This window comes from Bradyrhizobium zhanjiangense (assembly GCF_004114935.1).
GTDB lineage: Bacteria > Pseudomonadota > Alphaproteobacteria > Rhizobiales > Xanthobacteraceae > Bradyrhizobium > Bradyrhizobium zhanjiangense.
Genome location: NZ_CP022221.1, coordinates 7,240,493 through 7,266,600 on the forward strand (window position 1 = coordinate 7,240,493; position 26,108 = coordinate 7,266,600).

The 26,108-nt window shown below is 56.8% G+C and carries 24 protein-coding genes, 1 tRNA gene and 2 pseudogenes; 13 read left to right on the forward strand and 14 right to left on the reverse strand.

Features of this window, described 5'->3' with window-relative positions:
- Positions 1-168: 168 nt before the first annotated feature.
- Complete coding sequence (locus XH85_RS34810) at positions 169-1,578, forward strand: DUF2130 domain-containing protein (RefSeq protein WP_128935492.1); 1,410 nt, start codon at positions 169-171, stop codon at positions 1,576-1,578.
- A 156-nt stretch (positions 1,579-1,734) separates the two neighbouring features.
- On the opposite strand, the gene XH85_RS34815 is transcribed toward XH85_RS34810, so the two are convergent.
- The 8 genes and pseudogenes from XH85_RS34815 to XH85_RS48165 form a co-directional block, all read right to left on the reverse strand.
- A complete protein-coding gene (locus XH85_RS34815; protein WP_128935493.1) occupies positions 1,735-2,487 on the reverse strand; it encodes a hypothetical protein in 753 nt (250 codons plus the stop codon).
- An 86-nt stretch (positions 2,488-2,573) separates the two neighbouring features.
- Positions 2,574-5,573 carry a DEAD/DEAH box helicase gene (locus XH85_RS34820; protein WP_128935494.1) on the reverse strand — a complete coding sequence of 1,000 codons (3,000 nt, stop codon included), beginning with the start codon at positions 5,571-5,573 and terminating at the stop codon, positions 2,574-2,576.
- Between the two features lie 2 nt (positions 5,574-5,575).
- A complete protein-coding gene (locus XH85_RS34825) occupies positions 5,576-6,955 on the reverse strand; it encodes an EH signature domain-containing protein (protein ID WP_128935495.1) in 1,380 nt (459 codons plus the stop codon).
- Entirely contained in the window at positions 6,946-7,887 is a 942-nt protein-coding gene (locus tag XH85_RS34830) for an OmpA/MotB family protein (protein ID WP_128935496.1), read from the reverse strand. Before XH85_RS34830 ends, XH85_RS34825 begins: the two co-directional genes overlap by 10 nt.
- A gap of 6 nt (positions 7,888-7,893) precedes the next feature.
- A complete protein-coding gene (gene zorA, locus XH85_RS34835) occupies positions 7,894-10,278 on the reverse strand; it encodes an anti-phage ZorAB system protein ZorA (protein ID WP_128935497.1) in 2,385 nt (794 codons plus the stop codon).
- An 801-nt stretch (positions 10,279-11,079) separates the two neighbouring features.
- On the reverse strand, positions 11,080-11,487 hold the full coding sequence (locus tag XH85_RS34840) for a hypothetical protein (RefSeq protein WP_128935498.1): 408 nt from the start codon (positions 11,485-11,487) through the stop codon (positions 11,080-11,082).
- A gap of 425 nt (positions 11,488-11,912) precedes the next feature.
- Complete coding sequence (locus XH85_RS45990) at positions 11,913-12,323, reverse strand: DUF5131 family protein (RefSeq protein ID WP_164940879.1); 411 nt, start codon at positions 12,321-12,323, stop codon at positions 11,913-11,915.
- A pseudogene (locus tag XH85_RS48165) lies at positions 12,307-12,378 on the reverse strand (DUF5131 family protein); the annotation flags it as partial. The gene XH85_RS45990 and the pseudogene XH85_RS48165, both read right to left, overlap by 17 nt.
- A gap of 329 nt (positions 12,379-12,707) precedes the next feature.
- Between XH85_RS48165 and XH85_RS34855 the strand changes: the two are divergent.
- The 4 genes from XH85_RS34855 (at position 12,708) to XH85_RS34870 (ending at position 15,606) form a co-directional block, all read left to right on the forward strand.
- Positions 12,708-13,283 (forward strand): tyrosine-type recombinase/integrase, encoded by a 576-nt coding sequence (locus tag XH85_RS34855; protein WP_128935500.1) that lies wholly within the window; start codon positions 12,708-12,710, stop codon positions 13,281-13,283.
- Between the two features lie 131 nt (positions 13,284-13,414).
- A complete protein-coding gene (locus XH85_RS45995; protein ID WP_128935501.1) occupies positions 13,415-14,368 on the forward strand; it encodes a hypothetical protein in 954 nt (317 codons plus the stop codon).
- Between the two features lie 221 nt (positions 14,369-14,589).
- Positions 14,590-15,159 (forward strand): hypothetical protein, encoded by a 570-nt coding sequence (locus tag XH85_RS34865; RefSeq protein ID WP_128935502.1) that lies wholly within the window; start codon positions 14,590-14,592, stop codon positions 15,157-15,159.
- 117 nt (positions 15,160-15,276) lie between these two features.
- Positions 15,277-15,606: a DUF3768 domain-containing protein gene (locus XH85_RS34870; protein WP_128935503.1), complete on the forward strand. Its 330-nt coding sequence runs from the start codon at positions 15,277-15,279 to the stop codon at positions 15,604-15,606.
- A gap of 27 nt (positions 15,607-15,633) precedes the next feature.
- Here XH85_RS34870 and XH85_RS34875 read toward each other — a convergent pair whose 3' ends face one another.
- The gene (locus XH85_RS34875; protein WP_208758076.1) at positions 15,634-15,864 is read right to left on the reverse strand and encodes a helix-turn-helix domain-containing protein; all 231 of its coding nucleotides are present in this window, start codon (positions 15,862-15,864) and stop codon (positions 15,634-15,636) included.
- A gap of 99 nt (positions 15,865-15,963) precedes the next feature.
- On the opposite strand from XH85_RS34875, the gene XH85_RS34880 reads away from it, so the two are divergent.
- From XH85_RS34880 to XH85_RS34890, 3 genes are all read left to right on the forward strand, one after another.
- A complete protein-coding gene (locus tag XH85_RS34880) occupies positions 15,964-16,596 on the forward strand; it encodes a DUF4339 domain-containing protein (protein ID WP_128935504.1) in 633 nt (210 codons plus the stop codon).
- 118 nt (positions 16,597-16,714) lie between these two features.
- Complete coding sequence (locus XH85_RS34885) at positions 16,715-17,059, forward strand: hypothetical protein (protein ID WP_128935505.1); 345 nt, start codon at positions 16,715-16,717, stop codon at positions 17,057-17,059.
- A 202-nt stretch (positions 17,060-17,261) separates the two neighbouring features.
- The gene (locus tag XH85_RS34890; RefSeq protein WP_128935506.1) at positions 17,262-17,735 is read left to right on the forward strand and encodes a hypothetical protein; all 474 of its coding nucleotides are present in this window, start codon (positions 17,262-17,264) and stop codon (positions 17,733-17,735) included.
- A gap of 153 nt (positions 17,736-17,888) precedes the next feature.
- Here XH85_RS34890 and XH85_RS34895 read toward each other — a convergent pair whose 3' ends face one another.
- From XH85_RS34895 to XH85_RS34905, 3 genes are all read right to left on the reverse strand, one after another.
- Positions 17,889-19,847 (reverse strand): ATP-dependent helicase, encoded by a 1,959-nt coding sequence (locus XH85_RS34895; RefSeq protein WP_128935507.1) that lies wholly within the window; start codon positions 19,845-19,847, stop codon positions 17,889-17,891.
- Between the two features lie 286 nt (positions 19,848-20,133).
- Entirely contained in the window at positions 20,134-20,445 is a 312-nt protein-coding gene (locus XH85_RS34900) for a hypothetical protein (protein WP_128935508.1), read from the reverse strand.
- 61 nt (positions 20,446-20,506) lie between these two features.
- Entirely contained in the window at positions 20,507-21,505 is a 999-nt protein-coding gene (locus tag XH85_RS34905; protein ID WP_128935509.1) for a hypothetical protein, read from the reverse strand.
- On the opposite strand from XH85_RS34905, the gene XH85_RS34910 reads away from it, so the two are divergent.
- From XH85_RS34910 to XH85_RS47040, 4 genes are all read left to right on the forward strand, one after another.
- Positions 21,504-21,695 (forward strand): hypothetical protein, encoded by a 192-nt coding sequence (locus tag XH85_RS34910; protein WP_128935510.1) that lies wholly within the window; start codon positions 21,504-21,506, stop codon positions 21,693-21,695. The two genes, XH85_RS34905 and XH85_RS34910, sit on opposite strands and share 2 nt — an antisense overlap.
- Before the next feature lie 138 nt (positions 21,696-21,833).
- Positions 21,834-22,652, forward strand: a complete 819-nt coding sequence (locus XH85_RS34915; RefSeq protein WP_128935511.1) for a hypothetical protein — start codon at positions 21,834-21,836, stop codon at positions 22,650-22,652.
- A gap of 117 nt (positions 22,653-22,769) precedes the next feature.
- Positions 22,770-24,371, forward strand: a complete 1,602-nt coding sequence (locus tag XH85_RS34920; protein ID WP_128935512.1) for a DUF927 domain-containing protein — start codon at positions 22,770-22,772, stop codon at positions 24,369-24,371.
- Between the two features lie 191 nt (positions 24,372-24,562).
- On the forward strand, positions 24,563-24,931 hold the full coding sequence (locus XH85_RS47040; protein ID WP_245473836.1) for an excisionase: 369 nt from the start codon (positions 24,563-24,565) through the stop codon (positions 24,929-24,931).
- Here the strand turns inward: XH85_RS47040 and XH85_RS47740 are convergent.
- Positions 24,928-25,227: a hypothetical protein gene (locus XH85_RS47740; RefSeq protein ID WP_338025577.1), complete on the reverse strand. Its 300-nt coding sequence runs from the start codon at positions 25,225-25,227 to the stop codon at positions 24,928-24,930. The two genes, XH85_RS47040 and XH85_RS47740, sit on opposite strands and share 4 nt — an antisense overlap.
- A gap of 15 nt (positions 25,228-25,242) precedes the next feature.
- On the opposite strand from XH85_RS47740, the pseudogene XH85_RS47745 reads away from it, so the two are divergent.
- Positions 25,243-25,800 (forward strand): annotated as a pseudogene (locus XH85_RS47745) (tyrosine-type recombinase/integrase); the annotation flags it as partial.
- 171 nt (positions 25,801-25,971) lie between these two features.
- Here the strand turns inward: XH85_RS47745 and XH85_RS34930 are convergent.
- Positions 25,972-26,048: transfer RNA gene (locus XH85_RS34930), tRNA-Pro, on the reverse strand.
- Positions 26,049-26,108 lie beyond the last annotated feature (60 nt).

Genomic DNA, 26,108 nt, shown 5'->3' on the forward strand with positions numbered 1-26,108 from the left:
ATTTTTGGCTGAAATCGCGCGGAAGCGTTGCGCGCGGCTTGACCGGCCAAGTCAATTTGTTCTAATTTTGTTCTCGCGGCGGAGAATCCGCGGAAAGCCGACCGTCGAGGTCGGGCCAAGCTTACTCGAAGTTTCAACAGCAACCGCACCAGCCCTCTGTCAGGAAACATGCACGAGATCATCTGTCCCCACTGTGACAAGGCCTTCAAGGTCGACGAGTCCGGCTATGCCGAGATTCTGAAGCAGGTCCGTGACGGAGATTTTGAAAAACAACTGCACCAGCGGCTGGAATTGGCCGAGCGCGACAAGCGGAACGCTGTGGAATTGGCCAAGGCAACTATTAGCAGCGATATGCAGAAGACCGGGGCCGCCAAGGATGCCGAAATTCAGGAACTGAAGTCCAAGCTTGAGGCGAGCGCGGTCAATCAAAAGCTCGCCGTCACCGAAGCTCTCAGCGTAGTGGAGAAACAGCGAGACACGCTCGCGAACGCGCTCGCGCAGACTGAACGCGAGAAGAAGGCTTCGTCAGAGCTCGCCGACGCCCTTCTGGCCAGCGAGCTGCACAAGGTTTCTGCTGCCAAGGAAGAGGAAATCCGAGTGTTGCAAGCCAAGCTCCAGGCCGTTGAGCTCGAGAAAAAGCTCGCCGTAACCCAGGCCGTAGGTACGATCGAAAAAGAGCGCGATGAGCTGAAGAACGGCATCAAGCAGGTACAGCTTGAAAAGCAGCTCTCTGAACAGTCGCTCAAAGACAAGTACGAGACCCAGATCAAGGATCGCGACGACACGATCGATCGCCTGAAGGATATGAAGGCCCGACTGTCGACCAAGATGGTTGGCGAGACGCTCGAACAGCACTGCGAGACTGAGTTCAACCGAGTGCGCTCGATGGCCTTTCCGCGGGCCTACTTCGAGAAGGATAACGACGCTCGAACCGGCAGTAAGGGCGATTACATCTTTCGGGACTCAGACGACGCCGGCACCGAGATCATCTCTATCATGTTCGAGATGAAGAACGAGAGCGATAGAACCGCTACGAAGAGCAGGAACGAGGACTTTCTCAAGGAACTCGATCGGGATCGCGCCGAAAAGGGCTGCGAGTATGCCGTCCTGGTCTCATTGCTCGAACCCGACAGCGAACTTTATAATACCGGTATCGTTGACGTCTTTCACCGCTATCCGAAGATGTATGTCATCCGGCCGCAGTTCTTCCTGCCAATGATCACGCTACTGCGAAACGCGGCCACCAACTCTTTGAAATACAAGACAGAGCTAGCGCTCGTTAAGGCGCAAAACATAGATGTTACGCAGTTTGAGAATCAGCTTGAGACTTTCAAGAACGGGTTCGCCAAGAATTACGATCTTGCCTCCAGGAATTTCCAGACGGCGATCAACGAGATTGATAAGTCCATCGACCATCTACAGAAGACAAAAGATGCGTTGATCGGGGCTGACCGCAACCTGCGCCTGGCGAACGACAAGGCCCAGGATGTCACGATTAAGAAGCTGACGCGGGGCAATCCGACGATGGCCGCCAAGTTCGCGGAGCTCAAAGCTCCAGCGGTTGAAGCAGCCGAATAAATGGCCGTTTGCATCGAAGTGGACCGCAATTGGCTTGCCGCGCGGTGCTAGCGCACCATCCTGTTGGCGCCCAAGGCGGGTCGGGGTGCGGGCGGCGCTGCTGGCTTGGGCGACGACGTAGGTTGCGGTAGCAGCTCGATTTCCTAGCTTTTCTTTTCAATTCTCCCGCAGTGAGGATCTCCAAGCAGCGATAACGACCGCGCCCTGACAAAGCACCCTTTCACCCTCGGTCCTGTGCATCTGAAGTCGCGCGAGCACTCGCTGCTCCATCTCGTAGGCGCCGACCGAAGACTGCCACTCTTGCTGCATAACTAGGCCCCACTTCTCGCCGAGAATCTCGTGCGGAATGTGCTTGTTAATGTCCTGAAGCCTTGCGGCGAGGTCCTGGGCGTGGCCGATCTTCCAGAGGTCGCGGCTGCCGAAACGCAGCGCATAGGTGTAGGCAGTCACAGCGGCGGTTCTGGACATCTCTCCGGACCAATCAGATGGACGAGGGCCAGTAGTTGGCTTCGCAAAGGTGGCGCTAAGAGGCATCTCGGTCTGCGGCAAGATTATCTCCGTCCTTGGCAACGCCAGCACTGTGGTTGAGTCGTCCGCGTCGAGAAGCACAGCGCGTATCGTCGCCTCGTACGTAAGTTGCTCCTTCAATACGTCGATGAGCTTCATGCGGGGATCGTCGAAGCGCCACGCGCGCAGTATCGGCAGTGCCTTCGGGTAGACGAAGGTTCCGTCGAGATTAAGATCGTGAGCACGTAACCCGGACCGATCGACGAAATCCTCGGTGGCCACTGCGATGGGCGCGAATTCAGCGAGCCCGAGAAGTCTACCCCGTTGCCCGGCTAGTGTTGGCTCGCCCTGTGTGCCCACGAAGACCAGAAGGTCTCCCGGCCCCCACATGGAGATGAGCATGTCCAAATTCCCGTCACTTCCGAAGGAAGCGACGGGAATTCGGACAGGATCAAATTCGTAGCACCGCTTCGCAAAGACTTGCATGATTAGGCAGATTTCCTGAGGTCGTCGAAGACCTCATCGAGATCACCTTCGGAAACAGGCGGGGCCAACAGGCCTTTGGACATTTCTCGTTTTTTAGCCAGAAGTCGATCTAGCGACATGTCAAACGATTTGTCTCCCCACTTCGGGTGGCGCGCTAGGGGCACGTGAATAGTGACGGGCTTGGTCTGTCCAATGCGGTAAACCCGATCGTTGCACTGGTCCTCGACGGCGGGGTTCCACCACCGGCTGAGATGAACGACGTGATTCGCAGACAGGATTGTCAGACCGACGCCAGCAGCCTTCGGCGAGAGAATCATGACATCGAACGACTCCCGCCCCTCCTCGAAATCGTCCACTAAGGCCTGTCGTCTTGCTCCCGGCGTGCTGCCGTTGATGATGATCGGGCGGGGAATGTTCATATCGGTCGCGATCGCCTCCGCCAACATTACTTGCATGGCGCGGTGTTCGACGAAGACGAGAGCACGCTCGCCGCGACGCTGGACGTTTCGAAGTATCTCAAAGGTCTTCCCGAGCCTTGCTGATTGGCCAATCCAAGCGAGGCAATCTTCTCGCTTAGTCAGGTCAAACTTGCTGGGATCTCCCGGAAAAAGACTGATTCCTCGCAACCGCTGGACGGTCTCGAGCATAGCACCTCGATTGCGCTCGCTCGGCGCCAGCGCCTTCTCGACCACGTCGTCGTAATACTTCGCTTGCAGCGGCGGCATCTCGACAGGGTATGGAACTACTGTTTTGCTCGGAAGCGAGATCTTCACGTCCTCCTTCATCCGACGCAGAATGATCGAGGGCGCGCTCGTGCTCGGCTTCAGAAGAAGGTCGGACAGCGCGCGGTACCGGTCTATGTCAGCATCACGATAGGTCTTGGAGAATGTCTGAAGATCACCGAGCAGGCCCGGCGACACGCGGTCCATTATCGACCATAGGTCTTCGATACGATTCTCGATCGGAGTACCGCTCAACCCGAGGACGAAATCCGCGTTCATCGCCTTCGACGCCCATGTGTTCAGGGTGCCCGGCTCCTTTATCTTCTGGATCTCATCGAAGACCGCAGCGGAAAACCTTATCTTCGCGAAGGCCACGTGGTTGTCGGCGAGGGTTTCGTAAGTCGTCAATACCCAGTCGTGGTCAGCGATCTTGCGCCAGTCAAGCGGTTCGATGTTTGCAGTAGTTTGCTCCATGTTCCTAAACTTGCGGATGCCCGATCCGAAGACATCTGCTCTGTTCGGTCCGAGCGCATCTGGAACGAGATGCAGTCCCGCCTCCTTGATCCAGTTTTGGAGAAGGGCGGTGGGAGCAACAACGAGGATGGGAAGCGATCGGCTACCCTTATTACGCGTTTGGATTTCAGAGTTCTTGCGAATCCACGAGAGGAATGCGAGCGACTGGAAGCTCTTTCCGAGCCCCATATCATCGGCAAGAAGAACACCTTGCCAGCCGGCAAGCCACGAGTGGATCAGCCATTTGAAGCCATCGGCCTGATGCGGCTTGAAAGCATTTCTGCCGAGGCGTTCGGTGGGCGCGGTCGTTTCAACGAACGCGCGCCGTGGTACCAGTGTTGCTTCGTAGCTAACATCCTTGAAGTTGGTCTTGATCTGGACGACGAACGGGCCCTTGTGGTTATGCTGTTCTGTCTCGTTCCCGCGCGACCGATCTTCCGCATCAGACGAGATGGCCAAATCAGGGTCCGTAGCAGCGCTTCCGATCACCTGTCCGAGTATCTGGCGAGCCTCCTCCACGGGGATCTCGGCGCCCTTGAAGGCAACGTTGTCCCGTTTCTCTGCCTCGGCCTGACGACACTCATCATGCAGCTTCTCGACTTCTTCCCGTGTAACCTCGACCTCAGAGTCACCCAATCGTACCGGAAACCGCTCGGGCAGCCATTGCGTGGAGGAATTCGACAACCACGATAGCTCGGGGCGCTCCCACAGCCCGAGTCCAGTTACCCGGTCGGAGTATTGGCGAGTCTCCACGAATAGCGCGCTGGAGAGGCCATCGGACGCTCCAAGTCCGAGCTCTTTCGCGATGGCTGCGCGCGGGTTCTTGACGAATTCTCGCTTCTGAGCATCCGGTGCCGAACGAGCATTCTTGACGATTCTTAGCGCCCCCCGCAGATCCGGGTCGATTAGTACGTACGTCGTGCGGCGTAACCGATAGGCCCGGCTGACTTCGTGTTCGCCCTCGAAGGCACGCTGGAAGGCAGACTGATCGGTCGCAGCCAAAAGCCGATTTGCTTCCTCGTCGACCAATTCGTCGAAAGGGTTCTGGTCTGTTTCGCCGTCCGTATCGAGAGCTGGGGCGTTGTCATCCAGAGACCTGGCTTTGCTGCGGCTCATAAGTATGGGAACAAAGTCAAGCGAGCCGGGGATGTCTCGAACATCGAGCGAGAATGAGCCAGCCTGAAAGACAGTGAAGCTCCTAGTAAATTCGTCAGCTTCGACCATAGCCGGGTCGACCCGTGCGAGCGCGGCCGTGACAGCGGCCCACTTCTCCACCCTTTCCTCGATTGTCTTCTGCGCGACGGCGTTGAACGCCTCGGCTGCGGCGACGAGTTGGAGGAGCGCTCCTTGAAGAACACCAGACCTGCCGCCCCACTGCAACAGAATGCCCATCCGCTGCGAGTCAATGATCAAATAGCTCGTGTCTTTCCAGATAAGGCGAACAGAGGGATCGCTACTTAGGGTGCCCGCGAATGAGACGTCCACCATTACTGGTGCGGGACCAGGCAGTCCGATCATACCGCCAAACGACGAAGTGAATTCGGCGGCCGTGTCATTGGGAATCAGAAGCTTGTTTCCGTCCCAGGTCGCGACCTTATCGCGCGCGAGCGCGATTAGGCGTCGAGCGATGGGCTGCAACCGGTCTTCAACAGACGCCCACGCGTCTTGGCCGAGCTCCTTCGGGGCTCCGATTCCGAGACTCCGTGGCTGGACGAGCCGTACGGCGACATGTTCGCTCTCGCATGTCGAAAGAAACTTCGTGCTCATGCCTATCTCACCGTGTATTCGCTCTGCATGATCCGTGTGTTAGTAAGGGCAAAAATTTCGTCAGCTACCTTGCTCTGCCAGCTGTAGCCGTCCGGTGCCACGTGATTGTATGCGCGCCTTGTCCAACGCCGATCGGAAGCCGGGGCCATTACGTCGTTGGACATGTAGCTTTCGGAATGAAGTTCTGGCGCGCTCGGATCTTGAGCGTCGTGCCAGATGTTGCATCTTCCGTTGTGGCTCCATTCGGCGACTAGCCCGTTGCCGATACGCAGAAGAAGACACGAGTGACCGCGCTCGATCGGTTTGCTTCCACCCTTGCTCCAAATTGAGTAGGGCGTTTCGCCATCGAACATCCGACGAGCGCGCGCGGCTCCGGTCTTGTCGAAAATCACGCACGCGTCGGAAATGAGGTTCCTATCATAAACGGAGGTCCAGAAAGCCCTGCGGTATTTCCAGTGTCGTTCCAGTGCGATCTCGTCGACGACATCGAGAAATTGCCGCAATGACTGCTCGATGAGCCAGCGCTTGACGACATTTGTGCAATTCATCGGCGACCATTTTGCCTGGCGCGTCCTCGGATCGCCGAATTTGCCGAGGAGAAACGCGAGCATGCGGTCGCGGATGGGCTTTTCTGGTATGTTGCCTGCGTGAGGCAGTACGAGAGAGTCAGCCACTAGTCCGCGATGCCTTTCAAACGGCGCGCCGGCTTTTCTCTTGCCGCACCAGGACGACACCGCTTCTAGCCGATGGGCCGGTTGCATTTCGGCGGCTGCGATGTGGCGAAGTCCCGCCGCAAATGCCGCTTCGGCCAACCCCGCCTCCGCCGCTAGGTTGCCGATACCTTCAATGGATAGGAGTTCGGATGGCGATAGATGTCGGACGATAGCAGCCGAGGCTACGCGAGCCGGCGCCTCTGCGGCATCGAAGATACGAAACGATTGATGTGCGGCCGACCAAGCGCCGGTGAACTTGGGCGCGAGCCGGGCTAGGCATTCGGCCACAGCCTGCAGCGCCTTTGAATCTTCAGGGAACCGCACGGCATAGGCACCGGCGAGCCTACGGAAGTGCGACTTGCGCGAGAAGGACTCCACGAGGCGTAGGTATCGATCAAGCAGCTCGGGTTCATCCGCCAACGGGCTCACGCCGTCCCAGACACACCAGGGAGCGCGGAGCATGTCCGACGAGTTCGGCGACAATCCTGCGATGAGCGCGCGTCTGATCCGCTCTGCGATCTCGTCGAGGTCGGGCGGAGCCCGAACTTCGACTGATTCTGTTGGCGGGCGTATGGCGCTTGCCGCGGCCTCGGTAGCGAGCTGCCTAGGAACGTCGAAGCGAACGCTTCGAAACGTCCGCAGGTCCTCCAAGGCTGCCTTCAGCGGCATCGAGAGGTCCCTTCCTGATTAAGTTGCGCCATGCGCTCGATTTGCTGTCGGATCTCGTCGTTGAGCGTCTTGATCGCGCGAATGTCGTCGATGCCGTACTTGGTTTCAGCGTCCATCACGAACCGGAGATCGATGCGGCGGTTTCTGGCCCAGACGTCCCTACCGTCTGCCGCTGTGATTGGACGTGTAGAAGAGTACCCCGCGACCGAAAGGATCTGCTCACCACGACGGTTCCGGAACTGCCGCAGCTCGGGCTGATCGGCGAGGATTTCACGATAGGTGTTGGTTGCCCGTTCCGTCGACAGCTGCCAATTGTTGCGATCACGCTGGACTGGGTCGGCCACTCCCGTGGAGTCAGTGTGCCCCTCCAGGAAGACCGTCTCAAGCACAGCGCCGCGATGGCCGGAGCAATGGTCCGTCGCTCCGTCTTGGCACGCTGAATAGCGCTGGATGATCGGCTCGAGCACGCGCGCTATACGCGCCACGTTGTCCCGCGCGGCCGAGTCCAAATCGGATTTGTTCGGATCGAACCGGATGGCTCGCTCAGACAGCCTGACCACACCATTTTGCTCGTCGATCTCGACCTGTTGGATGCCCTCCGCCTCCAGTCTTGACTTAATGTCAGTGAGAAGCTTCTGACGCTGGTCGGCCGCGACCTGCAGTGCCTCAATCGGCCCGCGGATCGTCTGCTGGACCGACGCAATCTTCGTATTGACGTCGGCGCTTAATGCGGCGTTTTCGTTGACGACTGCCTGGAGGCAGTTACGGATGCGTTCTGCATCCTCGTCACCCTTCCTGAAATTGAGCGCGAACATCATCAGCATAATGATGAACAAGAATAGCATTCCGACCATCATGTCGGTCATGGAGATGAAGTAGTTTTCGTCCTCCGCCTCGTGACTTGATCCCGCGTCTAGTTCGATCTCGCTCATCGCGGTTTACTCCGCTGCCTCTCGCTGCGCGATCCTGCCAAGAAAGTCCTGTAATGCCTCTGCAATATCTGTTGTGTTTGCCTCTAGTGCGGCCGCCGCTCCTGACAGACCAGTGATGGCGCGCCCGCAGTTGGTGTCGATTTGACCAACGAAGTCCTTGATGGACTCTTGGTACTTGTTCGACTCCTCGATGATCGAACCGACGGCCGCCGCCAAAGACGCGTCGACACGTTCGAACTTGGCGGAATACTCGCTCCAGAGCGTCTGGAGTGCCTGGTGCTGGACGAGGAGCGACTCTGCGAGCTGTCGTGCTGCACCTTGGCTTTCGTGCAACTCGACGACGGAGGCGCGCAGTGACTGCGACATCTCTTGAGCTGACGTTGCGATCTGCGACGAGGCGTGCACAAGTGGCTGGGTTGCCGCCCCAACTGCCTCCGCGGCCTTTCCGAATGAAAGAGCGACGCTCTCGGAGCGCTCAGTGCTCAGGCGGAGGCCTTCCGCTTGGCGGCTCATGGCGGATTCCGTCTCCTTAAACGTGGAAGACAGTCGCTCAACGTCGGAACGCATAGTGGAAAGGACTTCACCCATCCCCGAGCGTAGCGCCTCCGCCGTGTGCGAGGCGGCCTTGGATGCGGCCTCCATGACCCCATCGAGGGCGGCGCGCGAGCGATCCACTGAGGCGTTCGCCTCGGACGCCGCCAGCTCGGTGACTTTGCGCATGTGCGATTGGAGGACTTCCATCTGCTCTTGAGAGCGCTGACGCATTTCCTCTTCGGCCACGCGGAAGCCCTCTGCCGCGCGCGCGACTTCTGTCCGGACACCGTCGAGCATTTCCCCAATGCCCGAGCGGATGGCTCCGGCGCCGTCTTCGGAAGCCTTGGCCGTCGAGCTCGCCAGCTTCTCGATAACTTCACGAGATCGGGCGGCAGCTTCGGCGGATTCCCGCGTCATCACCTCCTGAAGGCTCGACATGACCTGCCCGAATCCATCCATCTGGCTTCCGACCTTGGCCAGCACGTCCCGCAGACCTTCCTCCATGATTCCCGTAGCGCTTTTCGACGCAGCTTCTGTACTAGCTTGGACCAGATGCCGAGCTTCCTGGGCAGCCGACGTGAGGGTTTGGACCGCATGCTCGACGGCTTCCTTTCCGCCGATGCTAGATTGCGAAAGCTTCTCGGTAGCATCCGCGACCAGACGCGCGAAGTTGTCGGTCGCGCTTTCGATCTTTGTCGCGAACGCGTCTCCTGTCGAAGCCAGCTTTTCCTGCATGGCCCGAATTACCTCGCCGCTGCTGGCAAGTGCGGCCGATATCTCGCGTAACTCCCGACCAGCGCTGCCCTGGACTACTTCGCTAAATTGCTCCAGCAGCCCCTCAGTTCCAGTCTTGGTCGCGTTCTCCATCTGAGTGGCCGTAGCCTCGAGCGTTCTCGAGAGTGGCTCCACAGCTTGAGCGACTGCTGTTCCGATTGTGGGAGCGATCGCCTCCCCCAATTTCCGAAAGTACTGATCCGTATTCATCTCGCGCAGCTGCAGAAGCTGCTGCTGGCCAAGATCCAAATTTTTGATCGCCAGCGCCTGGGCCGAAACGGCCGACGTGCGCGCCTCCAACGCCCGGCAGAAACGATCAAACCCCATATCGATGAGGATGCCATACGACCGAAAAAAGATGCTCAGAGCGATTGATGAGAAGAGGCCGGCAATGGACGTAGAGAACTTGAAGGTCGCGGCGTTCAGAAGCTCGCGCAAAGATTGCGTCATGTCGTTCGCGGAGGCGCCTGTGCCGTGGGAAGCCTTCGAGAGCGCGATCACCAACCCAATAAACGTGAGGAGCAGACCGAGACCAACGAAATAGCCAGGAATGCTCGGCATAAGGCGCAGACTGAACATGTGCTCGCGCGCCAGGCCGGAATTGAAGAAGCTCTGGGGACGGACCGTCGCAAACCGAATAACCCGACCGTTCACTTTCTCGCTGACTTGGGTCTTTGAATAGGCGAACCAAGCAGCACCGATGAGCGGATCGATTGCAAGCGACTGGTTAAGTGCGTCGTAGTTGGCCTCGAATTCCTTCTGGTCCTTCAATTTCTCCACCTTGCGTCGGGCACGCCATAGTAGGAAGCGAACAGGAACCACGTCACCCAGAAGGAGCGCGAACGCGATTGCGACGGCACAGCGCACGATCTCTGATGCAAGTGCGTAGGCAAACTCGGGCCGGCTTACGTTATCGATGTTACTTCGAGTGACTTCCTCGAGGACCTCGCGAACTAAAATGGGATTCGCGTGTTCCACGATGAGAGGCAGATGACCTGACATCACGTAGAACGCAACAAAGATACCGATGAGAATCGGCGCCCTGACGAATGGCGACCAAACCAGCTTTGCACTCGAGATCAAGAATAACGCCCCCAGAACTTATTCCGGACCGAAGCGCATACCCTGTGCTTATCGATCCTTGAATGATGGCCCTCTCACGCTTGCGGAGTTTTAGAAAGTGAGCTTAGGCGCGCTCGCGATTCGAACAATTAGTGAACGCGCTTGCCCGCATCGTCGGTCCGTTCTAAAGGCTGCGCGGGCCGCTGCAATCGCAACTTACGTATTGTCCCTAGCGCAACCGCGGCCAACTCGCGTAATCCAAAGGAAAAGTCGGACGCAGGGCGCTCACGTGGAATATGGCCTTAACTCCAAGCGGTAGCCTGTTGCCAGCCATGGGTCGCGCCCCAAACGTGACGACGGACACCAATAGCTAAAACCGAGAGGTCCAGAGAACGCACCGTTTATTCGGAAGCTGGCATCTATTCGCTCGCCAAAATGCTCTTGAAATATCCTTATTTGCATCCGTGATTATACGGGGGCCATTTCTAGTTCCGACATTGTCCACGCAACTCGCTGCGAGAATGCGCGTGATTGGCGTCCCTTTCGCCGGTGCATTGCCGGATCGGCTGCCTGCCTGATACAGCACTGATAAGGTTTGGTCGCAAACGGGGGCAGTTTGTTTACTGATAAGGAGACTCTCAAATCCTATCCAGTTTCAGAACTGATAAGGTCTCTGCGAAACCCTTATCGGTATGAGCAATCGAAGGAACGGTCGAAAGGCAGGCCAAGCCGAAACTCGGCTTAGCCCAGGTTGATACCAACTTCGCCAACTAGAGCCGACGTGAGCAACGAATGTCCAACGTCGCGCACTAGCGACTACACTCATTCAAAATAGTGGACCAACTTTTTTACCGCCCGCAACGGCACATCAAGCTCTTGCGCAAGCTCATCCATCGCTCGTAGTAGATCTTCAGCGATTAGCATAAACGAGAAAGGTTCACTGGCGCTATCCATTTGGCGATAATATTTCCGGATTCGCACCAACATCGCGCGTATTTTTTTCTGCTGTTCTAAATTCACATCCTCTTCGTCAGTGGCCTTAACTAATCCTTCTAAGTGGACCACAGCGTCCGATATCGAGCCTTGAAGGTCGGCAATGTCTTCGTACAAGCTATAGGCCCTGAAATGCGATTGTTGCAACAACTCCGAAGCACGCTTAGCTTCAGCCCACAGCGCATGCCCAGATAGAAATTGGCCACGCAACTTTTTCTGCTTCTTTTTCGATTTCATTTTGACATTCCAATCTTTGATAGGGTTGAGATTCGCAACGGTCTTTGTCGTCGCGGACTACTTTACAAGATTGATTTTTGACTTATGCGTCCGGCCTCGTATCGAGCTTGCCCAGAGCGTACGAATTGAACCATCCGCTTCATGACTGATAAGAAAATTCTGATTTCCTTATCAGTCCCGGTCTTGGCCCAAAACGTCGCCCTCGTTGCTACGCATACGGAGCACGCGGGAGATCCTCCCCAGCCAGGGATGACTAGGTTTCGCGCTCCCTTGCTCTGCGTCTACGCGGCTGAGGTGCGCGCTACGCCAAGGCTGGCGCCATGATCAAATCGACCGTCGGCACGGTGGTGATGCCGACGGCATTGTTGTGCAGACGCTATCAGAGATATCGGCCGTAGACGAACCTTTATCAGGACCGCTCGAGTTTAGTCCGGACTTGGAAAATTGCGAACGAGCTTGCCGTCCACCAATGCGCCACCCTTCCCTTCTGCATAGATTTCTCGTGCTTCACGAGCCAACATGCCTTTCTCTACGACAAGCGGGCTATTTTGATACGAACCCCACTGCTTATGAAACGGCGCCACACCGGAACGGTGGCAGTCGGCGATGACGTCACGAACCCATTGCGTGGTCCATAGAACGGGCATCCGCCCCACTTTCCCTCCGCATATTAGCCATTCCGGCAGTAACCCATTGGAAGGCAATCGCATCGGCCCAAGAGCAGGCTCGTAAGAGATGAAGCGGACAACCGCTGGCACCTTCTTTAGACGTTTCCACCGGAGATCAAATCGCTTCTGATCTTCGGCCGTTGTCCGGCGAGACTTTTTGGCAGCCAATCCACGGATTGAACGTATGATCGCACCATTCTATCTTTGAGTTTTCACCCAACACTAATCTCCACTGGTTCAGAGCATCGCTCTGCCCGAGACAACGGTCACGGTCCCATCCTTTACAAGCCTTTGCGGCAGACAATCTCGCCTTCTCTTTCTGAACGTGACTGAACTGCAATTTGCATTCGCCATTGCGCAACTACGTTGCCCGAGCGGTCTGTGCACACCGTGCTGCACACTTTGCACATGACGAATCTTAGGCAGGCCGAGCGCACTGCAGCTGCGGACTGATAAGAAAATATTGAAGCTTATCGGTCTGAGACATGCGAGATTTTCCCTTGCACGCAGAGGCTGATTGTCTAGAATCTTACTGTAACTGGTTTAAGTACGATGGCCGGCAAGCAAGCCAAGACACTTTCGACTGATCATATCGACGATCTCTTGTTTTTCGCCGAGCGCTCTCGCCACCCACTTCGCAACCGTTTGGTCGCGCTACTCTCGGTCAAGGCTGGTCTTCGCGCCGCTGAGATAGCCAAGTTGACCTGGGCTATGGTGCTTGACCCAAGTGGTCAGGTCGGCTGCACGCTCAACATTTGCGACCATATCGCCAAGAAGCGCGGCGGCAGGTCAATTCCGATTCATCCGGATCTTCGCCAGGCGTTGATCGAGGCGCGACGAATGTGCGTTGGCCAAGGGCCCGTCATTAGATCGGAACGTGGCGGCGCAATGACGCCAATGAGCATTGTCGTTTGGTTCAACCGCGCGTTCAGCGAGCTCGGCTTCGAAGGCTGCTCCTCGCATTCCGGTCGCCGGACCTTCATCACGCGTGCCGCCCGCGTGGTGCACAAGGCAGGCGGCTCGTTGCGCGATGTTCAGCTGCTCGCAGGGCACCGGTCCATTCAAACCACACAGCGCTACATAGATGGCGACAGTGACGCGCAGCGGAGGCTAGTATCACTGATCTGATAACCAGCGCTCCTACTTCACGCTTGCCGGGAGATCGTTCCGGCAAGAAGTCGCGCGCGTTCAACAGAGGCTCCGACGCGTTTGCGCGCGCAGATGGGTTGATCCGGACCGTCTGTGCTGTGGCTGGGTCCATGTCGTTTCTCGACGAAATCGACGACGAAGTTCGAGAAGCCGGTCTGGACCGAGCCATTGCTTTGGGCAGTACGCCCCCGATCTTTGATTGGCTTTTGACGACGTTCAGTCTCCAGGGAGTTAGCGACAAGGTCGCCCGGAACTACGTTGCCAAGCACGGTGCGGCCTGTTGGGCCGACATCGAGGCCGCCATTAGGGATGCGCCCTCCTGTCCAAAGCTTCGCAGCTACTGGCATTTCGAAGGCTGCCGCTACGACAAGACGAGCTTTACTTGCTCAGAGCCGGACCACATCGACGCGTGCCCCCTTCCGCGCCCCCGCTTACGCAACGGCCGCTTGAACAGTCTCGCTTGGGCCTTCGGCTTGTTTGTCCGCGACATCATGGGCGGAGACCTGGTCGGTTGGATCGACCACCAACTGGAGAGCGCGCAAGGCGCGAGTAGGCCGGAATTAGAGGCCGCACGGCAGGAAGCCCTGATTGGTCCGCTTCGGAACATTTACGGCATCAGCGACAAGATTCTGACGATGACGCTGTCAACGCTTCTGATTGGCGCCCGCAACATTCGGCCGGTCTGGTTCGAGACTGGCAAAGCCATGATCGCGGTGGACACGCTGGTCCATAATTGGCTCGTTCGAACCGGGATCGTACAGGAGTGCGGCGTGCCTCATGCCTTTGGTGCCGCCTGCTACGGCCGCGGCGGCTGCGCCGAAATCATTCGCACGGTGGCCGACCGTATCGATGCGAGCAGCTTCAATCGTGCATTTCCGCCATGGTTTCCCCGCTTCGTTCAAAATAGCATCTGGAGGTTGTGTTCTGCCGATTTCCTCAACCTGTGCAACGGCAACAGAATTGACGACCGGCGCGCCTGTGAAATTGGCTATTGCCACCTGTACCAAAGGTGCAGCCGAATACCACTAAGATTACCAAAAAACACTAATAAATCAATTATTTAGATCGACGATACCGCCCACCATTTGCTTGAAGGCGCAGCACGATTCGTCTATACTCGTTCTACAAAGTCTAATAATGACTTTGCAATTTGTAATGGAGATAAATCCGTGATTTGTTTGCCTCAGCGGGCGCCTGGCCCGCCACCATGGCCAAGCCATGACATCGTTAGAACCGCAGATCACGGGGCCCTATTGGGCCCCGTCTGCTTTTGAGGAGGGGAAACATGGGAAAGCAGCCAGAGAAGAAGACGGCCAACGCAACGGACAAGCTGTTTGTCTTCGGCCTTGATGAAGACGGAAAGCCGAGGGGCGCACGGTTTGCGGAGTTCAACGAGAAAGTCGTCAGCGCCGCGGCGCAGATGAAGCTAGCGTCCGTGCACCCGGCCTCGCCAGCAGTCACTGAGATCGGCATGAAGCTGCCCGTTGGGAGACTATACGCCAGCGGCAAGGCATTCGTGCCACCGATCCGGCGGGACCTTCTGGGCAAGCTCAAAGCCGCGCTCGATGTGCCTGGCGACGAAAGTCAGGTACAACAGCCCGCCCCAGCGCCATCCCCCGAAAAGGCAAACGAAGGCGCCGTTGTTGCTGCTGGCCTACCACGAACGTGGGAGAGCATCGCTGTCGGCCAACTGGTGCTCGTCGAGGACGACGACCCCGGGTTTGGGTGGTGGCCTTGTTTGGTGACCCAGCGCCAGGGCCAGGTCTTAACGCTTCGGCTTCGCGACTACCCAGACAAGGGCACCTACGTCCGGCACATCGCTCAGGTGGGGCTTGTAAACCCCGGTCCAGAATAACCTGCTCGCTTAGCGCCAAGCCCGGACCACGGCCCGGGCTTCGACCACCTGCCCCTGCCTGACGCTCAGCAGAGGCGAGCCAGGCCCACCAACCAACAGACATTATGGAGAACAGGCATGTCCCTTCACACGGACCGGATACGCATGCTCAATGACGAACTTCGCCAGCACCTCCTCGGCGGCGGCGCCGTGATTACTACGGGGATCGCCGAACTAGGGGCTGAGGCCGTCAAACGTCTGGTCAAAACAATTGCAGCGTTCGACGACTTTTGCCAGGCCAACGGTTCCTACCAAGAGCATGACTATGGTGTCTTTGAATTCGAGGGCACCCAGGTCGCGTTCAAAATCGATTACTACGATAAATCGCTTACCTTTCATTCGCCCAACCCGGCAGATCCCTCCGTCACCGAACGGATAATCACGATCATGAGGGCGGACGAATACTAGCGCCCTCGCAATCGACCAAGCATACCCTCACTGCTCGCTCAAGAGTTTGACGAGCGGCACCGACAAAGCCTCAGCAATTCGAGCCATCGCCAAGAGGCTGGGGTTACGCCGCCCCCGCTCGATCCCGCCGATGTAGGTCAAGTCCAGGTCAGCTTCGAACGCCAGCTTCTCTTGGGTCATTCGACGCTGCTGGCGCATACGCCGGACATTCTTGCCAACAATGACGCGCCAATCGTGCATTGCACGATGGAGCATCATCGGGCATATAGTCTCTAGGGACTATATTCCCTATCAGCGAGATTTTGGGTCGAAGCGAGGGCGAATTCCAAAAGACTGCCTTGAAACAGGAAAGCCAAAATGACTGAAGAACTGTCTGCACCACCCCCGCTGCCAAGCTTCGGAGACCCGAACAACCAGCCATCAACAGAGTGGTACTACGTGGCGAATGGCTCCCGGCAAGGACCTGTGCCCGCTTCGGCCATCAGAGAGCTATTGAAGAGGAAGGAGCTCAAGACTGACACGCAGGTTTGGCGGAAAGGCATGCCCGAATGGAAAAGCCTGCGTGAAAGCGATCTCGCGGAGTTTGTTGCAGCGGAGCCGCCCGCGATTTCGGCTCAGCACATCGGTAATGGTTACGTATGGACGCTGGCGCTCTTGCCTCTCGTTGTCGGTGTGATTGAGGCAGCCGTGAGCGCGAGCAACCAGGAAGCTGCGGCTCGGTCCTTGATACTGGGATTTCCATATCACCCGAGCAAAGGGCTGCCGTTCCAGATACCCCTTCTCGTCAATGCTTTGCTCGGTTGGCTCGATGATCGGAAATTGAAGCAGGCCGGGTATGGTTCTCGGATAACGCGCGTCACTGCGGTGCTATTCCAACCCGTCTATCTGTTTTTAAGGGCGAAGCGCCTAAAGCAGCGGCCATACTACGCTGTCGCCTGGATCATCAGTTTTATTGCCGGCCTCCTGATATACGCTTCGGTCGAGGGATAGACGTAACGCTGATGCCGGGCTCCATCGCGAGCCCGGCCCTTTCAATCAGCAACCATACATGGTCCATCGGAGAAGTTCGCCAAAGCCGTCAAACTCCGATCCACCAAGGACCTTCTCAATGGGTCAGAAATCGGAACCTGCGGCATTCGAACAGGTCTATGTCGTCGGTCTGGACGACGATGGGAGACCGCTCGGCGCGCGGTTCACTATGCTAAGGGACAGTATCGTCTCCGCGGCCATGGATATCAAAAACTGCCGGGTTCTAATCCGACAGCCCGCCGAGGTGTGCGCAGTAGCCAGAAAACTGCCGATAGGACATGTGTTTGGCTCGGGCAAGATGGTAACGTTGCTCCTGTCGAACATCCGCCGCGAGCTCTATGTGGCGATATTGGCGGCGGAACGACTTGCTGCCCAGCAAGACAACCTCCGGGTCGCGGGAGCGCTTCTTCGTACGATTCATTGAGCGGGCCCGGTGGCCGCATATCTTTGCTGTCGTCCAGAATGCCGCTCAACAACGCGTTCTCGACTGTTTTCGCGAAATTTAGCCGATCTGAATCGGCAATCTTTTCTGGGTGAGATAGCACCCGCTTTTCCGCACGAATGATCGCCTCAGGCGACCCTAATTTCTCAGACATATCGCCTGAGGAAAAAGGGAAAGATCATCCATGCAGACCACCCAACAAGACAAAAGGCTCGCTACGCGCTTGTCGCCCGAACTCGCAGCGGCCATTCGCCCTGCAATGAAAGCAGCAACAAGACTGAGGCTGCGTGGCGGCCGGTTCGAAATCTACAACGTCGTGGAAGCGGTCTATTCCGTCTATATCGATTGGAAGCATCGCAAAATCGCGAAGCGGTCAGCTCGCGCCCTCGCTGACCAGCTAGGCATCGCCCAGCGCAAAGGCATGACCTCGATCCGCATTTTGATCGAGGCCGTTCTGCCTGACGCGGACCATAAGCAAAAGAGCCGGTGGGCACGAGCCCTGGAATACATCTACTCACAAGATGTCCCGGCCACTAGGCTGCGGCAATTCGCTCGACTACACGATGGATTGGCCGGATGTGCGCGAGCAGCCGTGGAGATCAAAAGGAAGCGGAGGCGGTCGCTTCGCGATTATCCTGAGGGCGATTGGAGCGACTAAGCGGAGACCTACCTCATGCAAGCGGGGCGGTCCATCGATCCGCCCCGTTGCCGCACGGCTACTGCTAGACAGAAACGGGGATAGTGCATCACTCGAAAATACACTTAGGCTCTGCTCAGGGTTTGCCGTTCGCAATGCACGACCGATTGGCGATCAAACGGAAGCTACCGTGCCTCGTCGGCCGCGGACATTGCCAACACGAACCACGAACCTCTTTTCGAGCGATGATGGTATGAATTTTGTTCTCCGCATAAAGAGATCCACGACGCTGGTGTTCTGCCGCCACGAAAACACGCGTTGTGGGACCATCAAGGTCAGATAGTTTCTCGCGCGGGACATTGCCACGTACAACAGCCGCCGCTCTTCCTCCATTTCCTCACCGGCCCTAGCACGCGAGGACGGAATGCAACCATCGATGGCGTTCAAGATGTAAACCGAATCCCACTCCTGGCCTTTGGCAGAATGTATCGTGGAAAGTACAAGCTGATCATCCGCGGATTGCTCGCGGGTGGGGCCTGCGCAAATCGTGCTTTCAGGCGGTTCAAGGGTAACCTCGACTAGAAACTGCTCCCGCGAGCGATAGGCAGCCGCGACGATACATAGCTGCTGGAGATCCGCAGTACGAAGTTGAACGTTATCGTGCTTCATTATGGGGATGTACCACGCAACCAACTCTCGCAGACCGGCCTTCCAGTTCCCTTGTCGGAGACGCTTGATAAGCCGCACAAACGCCTTCCAGTGATGATAGTCGCAACCAGGGGGCCTATCCGCCTGTCGCAATGAGCCGCCGGATCTCTCGCGAAGCCGGTTAATGAGTCGCATGGCCGCGCTGGGTCCGATGCCCGACAACAGTTTAAAGGTGCGCAGTGCGGCAACCTCGTCGCGCGAGTTCTCCAACCAACGCAGAACGCTCAGCACGTCTTTGACGTGAGCGGCCTCCAAGAACTTGATACCACCCCATTTTTGAAATGGTATTTTTCGCTTCGCGAGTTCGATTTCGAGCTTTTGGCTGTGGTGTGACGACCGCATCAGGACGGCTTGCGATCTAAAGGGTATGCCTCCTTCTTTCGCACGGAGAACACTCTCGGCAATATATCGAGCTTGCTCGGCGTCATCCTGAACGAGCCGTAGCTCAGGTTTGCCAAAATCGGGACGGCTCGACCACAGCTTCTTACGATATGCTTGCTCCGACAGGTTGATGACCGAATTGCAGGCCCGGAGGATTCGGTTCGTGGACCGATAATTTTCCTCCAGATCAATCACGCGCACGTTGCGAAATAGATTAGGAAATTCGCGGATGTTCTCGACCGTGGCAGCCCGGAACGAGTAAATGGCCTGGGCATCATCACCGACAACAGTGACACCTCGCCCGGTTGGCTTCAGGACGACTAGGATTGCCGCTTGTAGGCGATTGGTGTCCTGATATTCATCGACTAGAACGTGACGGAAGCGGGCCTTTAGTTGTTCGGCAACTTGGGGGCACTTCAGCAAGCGCAGCCAGTACACCAGCAGATCATCGTAGTCGAGTACGTTCTGCTCGCGTTTGGCACGCTTATACTCCCGGAACAACTTCACAAATTGAGCAAGCTGCCCTTTGTAAGTAGAGAACTTGGTTCGTAGGACCTGCTTCAACGTCAGCCGCGCGTTGGTCCTATAGGAGTGGATGTCAAGGCAAATGTCCTTATCGGGAAAGTGGACCTCTGACGAAGAAAGGCAGAGCTTCTGCCGAACCATTTCCATCAGGTCTGCACTGTCGCCCCGGTCCTTGATCGTGAAATTTGGCAGTAGCCCGACATCCTGCGCAAACTCTCTGATCAGCCGCGCACCCACCGCGTGAAAAGTACCCGACCATGTAATCTCAACCGGTCTTGCGAGAGCCAGTCCCGCGATTTTGGTTGCACGATTGGCCATCTGCTGAGCGGCCTTTCGGGTGAAGGTAAGCAAGAGTATCTCGTCTGGACTCGCGCCATTCTCAATGAGATGGGCCACTCGATTCGACAGAGTTTCCGTTTTGCCAGTTCCTGCGCCAGCGATAATCAGAAGCGGTCTGGATCCGTGCTGTACTGCCGCACGCTGCTGCTTGTTCAATTCACTGAGAGCCTTGGTTGCCATGTTATCCTCACGAGCATTCACTAGCCTTCTCTTTACAAGTGCCTTCGCGAGAAGCGGCGAATGCTCATTCATTGACGCACCGGAGCTGCTAAAGAGCTACAACGAGCAAGCCACCAGCGATAAGAGCCGCGTAGTCCTGCGCGATGCATCAGTGCCACGATGTTCTGAGCCTAGACCCCGCCTAACGGGCCGCAGAACTTGAGTCCCTACATAGAAGACCCCACCGTTCTGGCGGGGCTCTCATCCGTTGCACGATCAAGTAACGCAGTTCATTAGCTTGAGCCTGCTACTTGGCCCCTCCCTGCTCAAGCGCCGCTCGCGCGACCCGGATCATAGCCAGCAGGTCCACCACCCGGGACATAGAGCCGGTAAGGCTCGCGTCTAGGTGATCGAGCAGAACGGCATCTCTATCGACCTCGTGGCCGACGGAAGCCAAAGGTGGCGGCGCGACATAAATGGCATCGTTCCAACCCTCGACGAACGCGCTCAGCCGACCCAAGTCCGACAGCAGCCCTGAGATAGATTCGACAAACTTCGGTCCGTCGAGGCCGCCGCGAGCAGTGCTATACTTTTCCGTTTCGATGTGATCTTCACCCATTTGTTCCTCTTGTCACGACAATCACGTTGCGAATGGCGTGGCTTTGCCACGCAGGAACCATTTACAACATGGATGTCGGAGACGCTGCGGAAGGCAGAACTGCGAGATTCGTTGCGAAAAGTGGCGTCCATCGCCGCGCCATGGCGACCCGTCTGCGCTTTCTTTCGATTGGGCCGGGGACGCAGCTTCGGAGCGCAGTGTCATCCCTCAAGGCGAGCCGCTTGACAGTTTTGAGAAGCTTTGCACCCTCACCGCCAGCAACGGCGAGCTTATCAAGGTGAAGATGCTTCATCGCTTGGAAAATTACGATCCTATCTCCGTGCCGCAGATCCTCCTTGCCCTGTTTGAACTGCTGCACAACCGCACCACTAGCGTCGGTGATCGGCCTCCCCAATTGATCCTTTTTAGCGCACACCGAGAGTCGATAACCTTTGCACGGCGATTTCAGCAAATAGGCCACATGCCTAGGCAGCCGACCCTGTTTGATTTTGCGGATGTGAGTAGCGCGCAGACCATCGGCGATTGCGCTATAGTAGCCCGCGCGCACTAGCTTTCGCAGCCGCTTCTTTAGCTCCTTACGCGAAACACCCCAGACGAGGGCATGCAGGTGCCAGAACATGCACCGCTTCCCGTTGTACCGCACGCCGTGCTGCAGATCGACGAAGTAGGCAGGCTCGATCATCCCAATAAAGGAATATACTCGTAAGCCATACTTCAGCCGGTTCTTGATGAGCTCCAGGTCGTCTGCGGTCAGCCGATCTTCGGGCGATCTCGCGCACCGCACATCCATAAGGGAGACAAAAAATACATCCTGGTTGTGCGTTGAGCCATCCCCACCGTCACAGAACAATTGCGACAACAGCCCACTCACAACTTCGCCCCACCTTCTACGTGAGAACGAATTTACGGCCAGCAGGTCATATTTGAACTTTGGTTTAGGCAGCTCTGGGTCTCCGCGGGACAACGTGTGGCGGCTGCGAGCTTTCTCAAAAGCACGCCGCAGGGCTGAATGCTGACGCGACTGCCAATAATCGATCCTAGTGTTGGAATAGAAGTCCATGACCATCTCCAATGATGTACTGGATATGCTTTACAAGTATCGCGTCACGCAATTCTCGTCGTTGGTGGCTCAAACTGTCCAGTTGCAGCCTGTAGAGCGTCAGTTGGTCGATTGGTGTGTTCAAGCAGCAGCAGCGAGAAGGCAGGGGGAAAGTGCGACAAAACCAAAGGAGCACGTCCAGTCGCACTGATATCCAATAGCTCGGCCGTGCAATCCGTGCTCCTGCGGAGCTTTAATTCAATTTCTCAGTGTGTAAATCTGCGACTGACTCGGATCGCCTTGTGTGAAAGGAACGAATCGTTGCACGGATCGCACACCTGAATAGGCAGTGGGTCGTGTTGTGCCAAAAACCGGCATCTCGCAGCGCTTCAATCCGAAAGACGCAATCGCCGTCCTCACCGGGGGTCGACGGGAGCATTTTGGGAAGGAACGCGAAACGGCCCTGGTCGGGTTTATCGCTTGGATGTGCTACCCTAACAACCCGAAGGTCATTGCGGCCGCCCAGGCAATCGGCGCTGCAAATTATCTTCTTAACTCAAAGGGCGACACGAGGCTACCACGATCCAATCCTCACTTTTCGCAAGCCACCTTCGCATCGACCTTGATCGATTATCCCCTGGATGCCTCTTTCAAAGAGTTGGATTTAGAGTTCGACGATCTCCAAAACATAACCGAGATTGTGAATTTTTTCATGAGTTGTCCGGATGAGCAAAAGCCCTCTCTCCTTAAAGCAATCTACTTCATCGACGAAGGCGGGTTTGTCCCGAGCGACGTTCGACCCGAGGAGAGAAGGAAGTATAAGCGATCAGCCGCTACGTTGAAAAATAGCTGGCGAAAGCTTGCTGTTGCCGCTCCATTCATTTGGGCCGCTAGCCTTGATGATTTCAAGATCATTTTCGATTTGTCGCCCGCGTCACCAACAATGGTAAAGGCAAGCAGCAAGCTATTATCTCACCGCAGCGCACTTCTAGATTTTTTTGGCAACGCAAAATTTTGCCAGGAGCAGTTGCTCAGTCGTTTTTCTCCCAGGACCTTCCAGTTCATCACGTTTCCATCGAGCGTCCAATCGCAGCCAGTTCAGAGCGAGGCACTTGATAAAGCCGGAATTGAGCTAATCAGGACCTACCGTGCTCCCAAGTGGAGCTAGGGTAAAAAGCTGTTAGCATAGGCTAGCCTACTGTCAGACGATTACATCGCGTCTCTAAACGCTATAGATGGACGGCCTCAAGGCGTGTGCATTCCGTGCACGCACAGGAGGCAGGCAATGCCCGTTTTGAAAAAGACTGCACTTATCGAGGACCTATCAGACAATCAGTTCGTTCAACGCTATTCTTTCACGCGCGAAGATGGCGCCGAGGGTTCAATTGAACTGAGGCCTGCGGAAGCAGACAAGTGGACCACCTTCCGCGATCAACTTCGGAACAGGAACGCTCATCCCTCTTTGCTCATCAAGCCTACGATCGAGGCTGCGGCGGCATCGGAACCAGAAAAGCGATCCGCATACGCCGCCACTACCGGTTGGCGCCCCGGCTATAAGACGTTTGTGCTGGCAGATCGGGCCATTGGCGCCAACACGAAGAACATCTGCGGCTTGCCGCCTGATGCGTATCGGCCGCAACCGCGAGGTACATCCAAGGCTTGGCTCAGGTCGGTCGGAATGCTCGCCAGGAAGTCGTCGGGCATGATGCTGACCACGTGCTGCTCATTTGCGGCGCCCCTCTTGCGCATCGCTAACGAGCAGTCGTTCGGATTTTGTCTCGCAGGGAAAACCGGAGGTGGAAAGACGACAGCTACCTTAGTCGGCTCGTCAGTTGGTGGGGCCGGACAGATCGACCAGTTACTCACTTGGAACGCAACATTGGCTGGCCTTGAGCCAGCCCTGCGCTCATATAATGACTGCCTGATGGTCGTCGACGATCTAAACAAGATGCCAGTCGCATCTGAGAAGGAAAAGTATCACAGTACAAACAATTTCGCCCACAATCTTGGCACAGGCTCGACCAAGCTACGCAGCCCCGCGTTCGACGACGGTTCGGACAATGGCGAGCAATACCGGGTGATTTCGCTCACATCAGCGGAGACTACAATAGCGGAGCTTGCGGCCAAGTGCGGCGAGCAAAGAGGCGGTGATGCTCGCCGCCTAATCGACGTGCCCATTTATTTGGACGGTCTCGATCACATATTTGATCGAGTGCCAAACGCTGGTCAGCTCAGCCAATCAGAATTGCAGCAACTGTTTTCGGCGGTTCACACCGCGTGCGCCCAAGAGCACGGCGAAATCTTCGCACAGTATGTTAGGTTTCTGATCAGGTCTCGGTCAGAGCTCCCGGATAAGATAGTCAAGCACATGAAGCGGTTTAGGGCGAATGCTACCGGCGGGACAGATGGCATCGTGTACGCCGACATCATACGAAAGTTCGGTCTGGTTTACGCGGGCGGCTCACTTGCTATCGAAGGCGTTGGCCTTCCCTGGAAAAGGGCAGAACTCTTGTACGCAGTCGCAAAATGCTGCGACGTGGCTCTCGATACGCTTTCAACTGAACAGCGAACCCTTGAGGCCGGCTGGAAATTGCTCAAGGCCCGGCTGATGAGCTTACCAAGGGCTTCGACGGTCGAGCGGAGTGAGTATTCTTCGATTGATGGGTACGTTGAGCAAAAGCCAGATCGGTACCGCTGCGTGATCAAGAACGACAAGTTCAACCGTATGTTCAGCAACCCTTTGCAGCGCAAGATGGTGATGGATAAGTTGGCGCGGCTCGGCTGGATCACTCTCTCGAGGTCGCAAGAGAACCAAGGTCAATTCATTTGGCCAGATGGCGTCCGCAGGCGATCTTTAGAAATTAACTGGCGGCGCCGAACTTCGTGATCAACGAGAAAGGTGGGGACGCGGCTTGGTGGCGAAATCTTGCCGCCCGGCTTTGACTTCACCGCTCTTCTCATGTATGTTCTTGACAACACACGGTTATATCCGGTGTCACGCTTCTTCTCCTTCCACTCAGTCTCTAAGACGAGTCACGTGAAACAATCGCCGCTGGTACCGGCGACTGGCACGTCAAAATGGAATCGAATCTTGAGAACGTAGCACCTCACGCCCCTCTCCGACTTTCAATTGCAGCAAAGTTAGCCTTTCCCGACGGATCAATGACCGAATCGGGCCTGCGGCGCGAGGCTAAGCGCGGTCGGCTGCAAGTGGAGCGTATTTCGGGCAAAGACTACACCACCCTGGAAGCCATTAATGAAATGAGGAAACTATGCCGCGTCCAAGCAAGGGAGCTCGGCTCTACAAACGTAAGCCCAGATATAGAGACGGTAAGGTCGTCCACCAAGCCGTCTGGATCATCAAAGACGGCGATCGCCATATCGCCACAGGATGCGTTGCGAGCACGTCTGAAAAAAAGCCGCCAGCAAAAGCAGAGCAAGCGCTAGCGGACTACATTGCTCGTAAGTATCAACCCGAACGGCGCCGCCAAGACATTGAGGACATCGATTGTGCTGATGTCCTCTCGATTTATCTGACCGACATTGGCGAGCCCGGCGATCAGTTCGAGATCGAGGCCCGAATTGAGCGGCTCAACGAGTATTGGGGTGGCAAGAAGCTGGCGCAGGTTAATGCCCAGACTTGTGCAGGCTACACCAAGCATCGTGGCAGTCCGGGTGGTGCTCGCCGCGACCTTGAGACACTGCGCGCCGCGATCAATCACCACGCAAAGGAAGGCTTTCACCGCGGCTTAGTGCGAGTGTCGCTCCCTCCCAAAGGCGAGGCACGCGACCGATGGCTGACTCGCAAGGAGGCCGCAGCGTTGCTTTGGCATTGTTGGAGGTATCGCGAGAAGCAGACGATCCACTCGGGAACGTCGAAGGGCGGCCCGATCGCCACGAACCGAAGGCCTCTGCGTCATATCGCGCGGTTCATCCTGATCGGCCTGTACACCGGCACGCGAGCAGGCGCGATCGCGTCGGCGTCGCCCTATGCGATAACTGGGCGCTCGTACGTGGATATGGAGCGCGGCATTTTTTATCGTAAGGCCATTGGCAAGCGCGCGACAAAGAAGCGACAGACGCCAGCCCCAATCCCGCCTCGGCTGCTCACCCACCTTCGGCGTTGGTGGAACCGTAAGCTGATCGCAGAGTGCTTTGTTGAGTTCAACGGCAAGCCGGTAGCTTCGGTGAAAAAGGGCTTCAAGACCGCCGTAGGGCTTGCCCGCCTGCCTGGGAGGGTCACACCCCACACCCTACGCCACACCGCTGCGACGTGGCTCATGCAGCGTGGCGTGCCAATCTGGGAGGCGGCAGGGTTCCTGGGAATGTCACCCGAGGTCCTGCAGGACACCTATGGCCATCACCACCCGGACTTCCTCCAGGGGGCGGCCGCGGCCATCGGCCAAAAGAGCCGATACGTTTCGGTGGCCGAAACGGTGGTCAACTTGACCGAGGATCGAAATCAGAAGAAAAAGCCTAATGATTTCTGGTCGGAGTGGCAGGATTCGAACCTGCGACCCCTGCGTCCCGAACGCAGTGCTCTACCGGGCTGAGCCACACTCCGACAAGAAGGCGGCTTATAGCGTCGGGTTTCGCGCACCGCAAGCGGCCGAGTTGAGGAATT

What these genes read in the sequence shown, in the direction of transcription:
- XH85_RS34895 (WP_128935507.1), bottom strand. Translation starts at nt 19,847, where the DNA reads ATGGCAACCAAGGCTCTCAGTGAATTGAACAAGCAGCAGCGTGCGGCA.
- XH85_RS34825 (WP_128935495.1), bottom strand. Translation starts at nt 6,955, where the DNA reads ATGCCGCTGAAGGCAGCCTTGGAGGACCTGCGGACGTTTCGAAGCGTT.
- XH85_RS34875 (WP_208758076.1), bottom strand. Translation starts at nt 15,864, where the DNA reads ATGATGCTCCATCGTGCAATGCACGATTGGCGCGTCATTGTTGGCAAG.
- XH85_RS34910 (WP_128935510.1), top strand. Translation starts at nt 21,504, where the DNA reads ATGACCATCTCCAATGATGTACTGGATATGCTTTACAAGTATCGCGTC.
- XH85_RS34820 (WP_128935494.1), bottom strand. Translation starts at nt 5,573, where the DNA reads ATGAGCACGAAGTTTCTTTCGACATGCGAGAGCGAACATGTCGCCGTA.
- XH85_RS34865 (WP_128935502.1), top strand. Translation starts at nt 14,590, where the DNA reads ATGGGAAAGCAGCCAGAGAAGAAGACGGCCAACGCAACGGACAAGCTG.
- XH85_RS34830 (WP_128935496.1), bottom strand. Translation starts at nt 7,887, where the DNA reads ATGAGCGAGATCGAACTAGACGCGGGATCAAGTCACGAGGCGGAGGAC.
- XH85_RS34880 (WP_128935504.1), top strand. Translation starts at nt 15,964, where the DNA reads ATGACTGAAGAACTGTCTGCACCACCCCCGCTGCCAAGCTTCGGAGAC.
- XH85_RS34890 (WP_128935506.1), top strand. Translation starts at nt 17,262, where the DNA reads ATGCAGACCACCCAACAAGACAAAAGGCTCGCTACGCGCTTGTCGCCC.
- XH85_RS45995 (WP_128935501.1), top strand. Translation starts at nt 13,415, where the DNA reads ATGTCGTTTCTCGACGAAATCGACGACGAAGTTCGAGAAGCCGGTCTG.
- XH85_RS34855 (WP_128935500.1), top strand. Translation starts at nt 12,708, where the DNA reads ATGGCCGGCAAGCAAGCCAAGACACTTTCGACTGATCATATCGACGAT.
- XH85_RS47040 (WP_245473836.1), top strand. Translation starts at nt 24,563, where the DNA reads ATGGAATCGAATCTTGAGAACGTAGCACCTCACGCCCCTCTCCGACTT.
- XH85_RS34870 (WP_128935503.1), top strand. Translation starts at nt 15,277, where the DNA reads ATGTCCCTTCACACGGACCGGATACGCATGCTCAATGACGAACTTCGC.
- XH85_RS34815 (WP_128935493.1), bottom strand. Translation starts at nt 2,487, where the DNA reads ATGCTCATCTCCATGTGGGGGCCGGGAGACCTTCTGGTCTTCGTGGGC.
- XH85_RS34840 (WP_128935498.1), bottom strand. Translation starts at nt 11,487, where the DNA reads ATGAAATCGAAAAAGAAGCAGAAAAAGTTGCGTGGCCAATTTCTATCT.
- XH85_RS34810 (WP_128935492.1), top strand. Translation starts at nt 169, where the DNA reads ATGCACGAGATCATCTGTCCCCACTGTGACAAGGCCTTCAAGGTCGAC.
- XH85_RS34900 (WP_128935508.1), bottom strand. Translation starts at nt 20,445, where the DNA reads ATGGGTGAAGATCACATCGAAACGGAAAAGTATAGCACTGCTCGCGGC.
- XH85_RS34905 (WP_128935509.1), bottom strand. Translation starts at nt 21,505, where the DNA reads ATGGACTTCTATTCCAACACTAGGATCGATTATTGGCAGTCGCGTCAG.
- XH85_RS34885 (WP_128935505.1), top strand. Translation starts at nt 16,715, where the DNA reads ATGGGTCAGAAATCGGAACCTGCGGCATTCGAACAGGTCTATGTCGTC.
- XH85_RS34920 (WP_128935512.1), top strand. Translation starts at nt 22,770, where the DNA reads ATGCCCGTTTTGAAAAAGACTGCACTTATCGAGGACCTATCAGACAAT.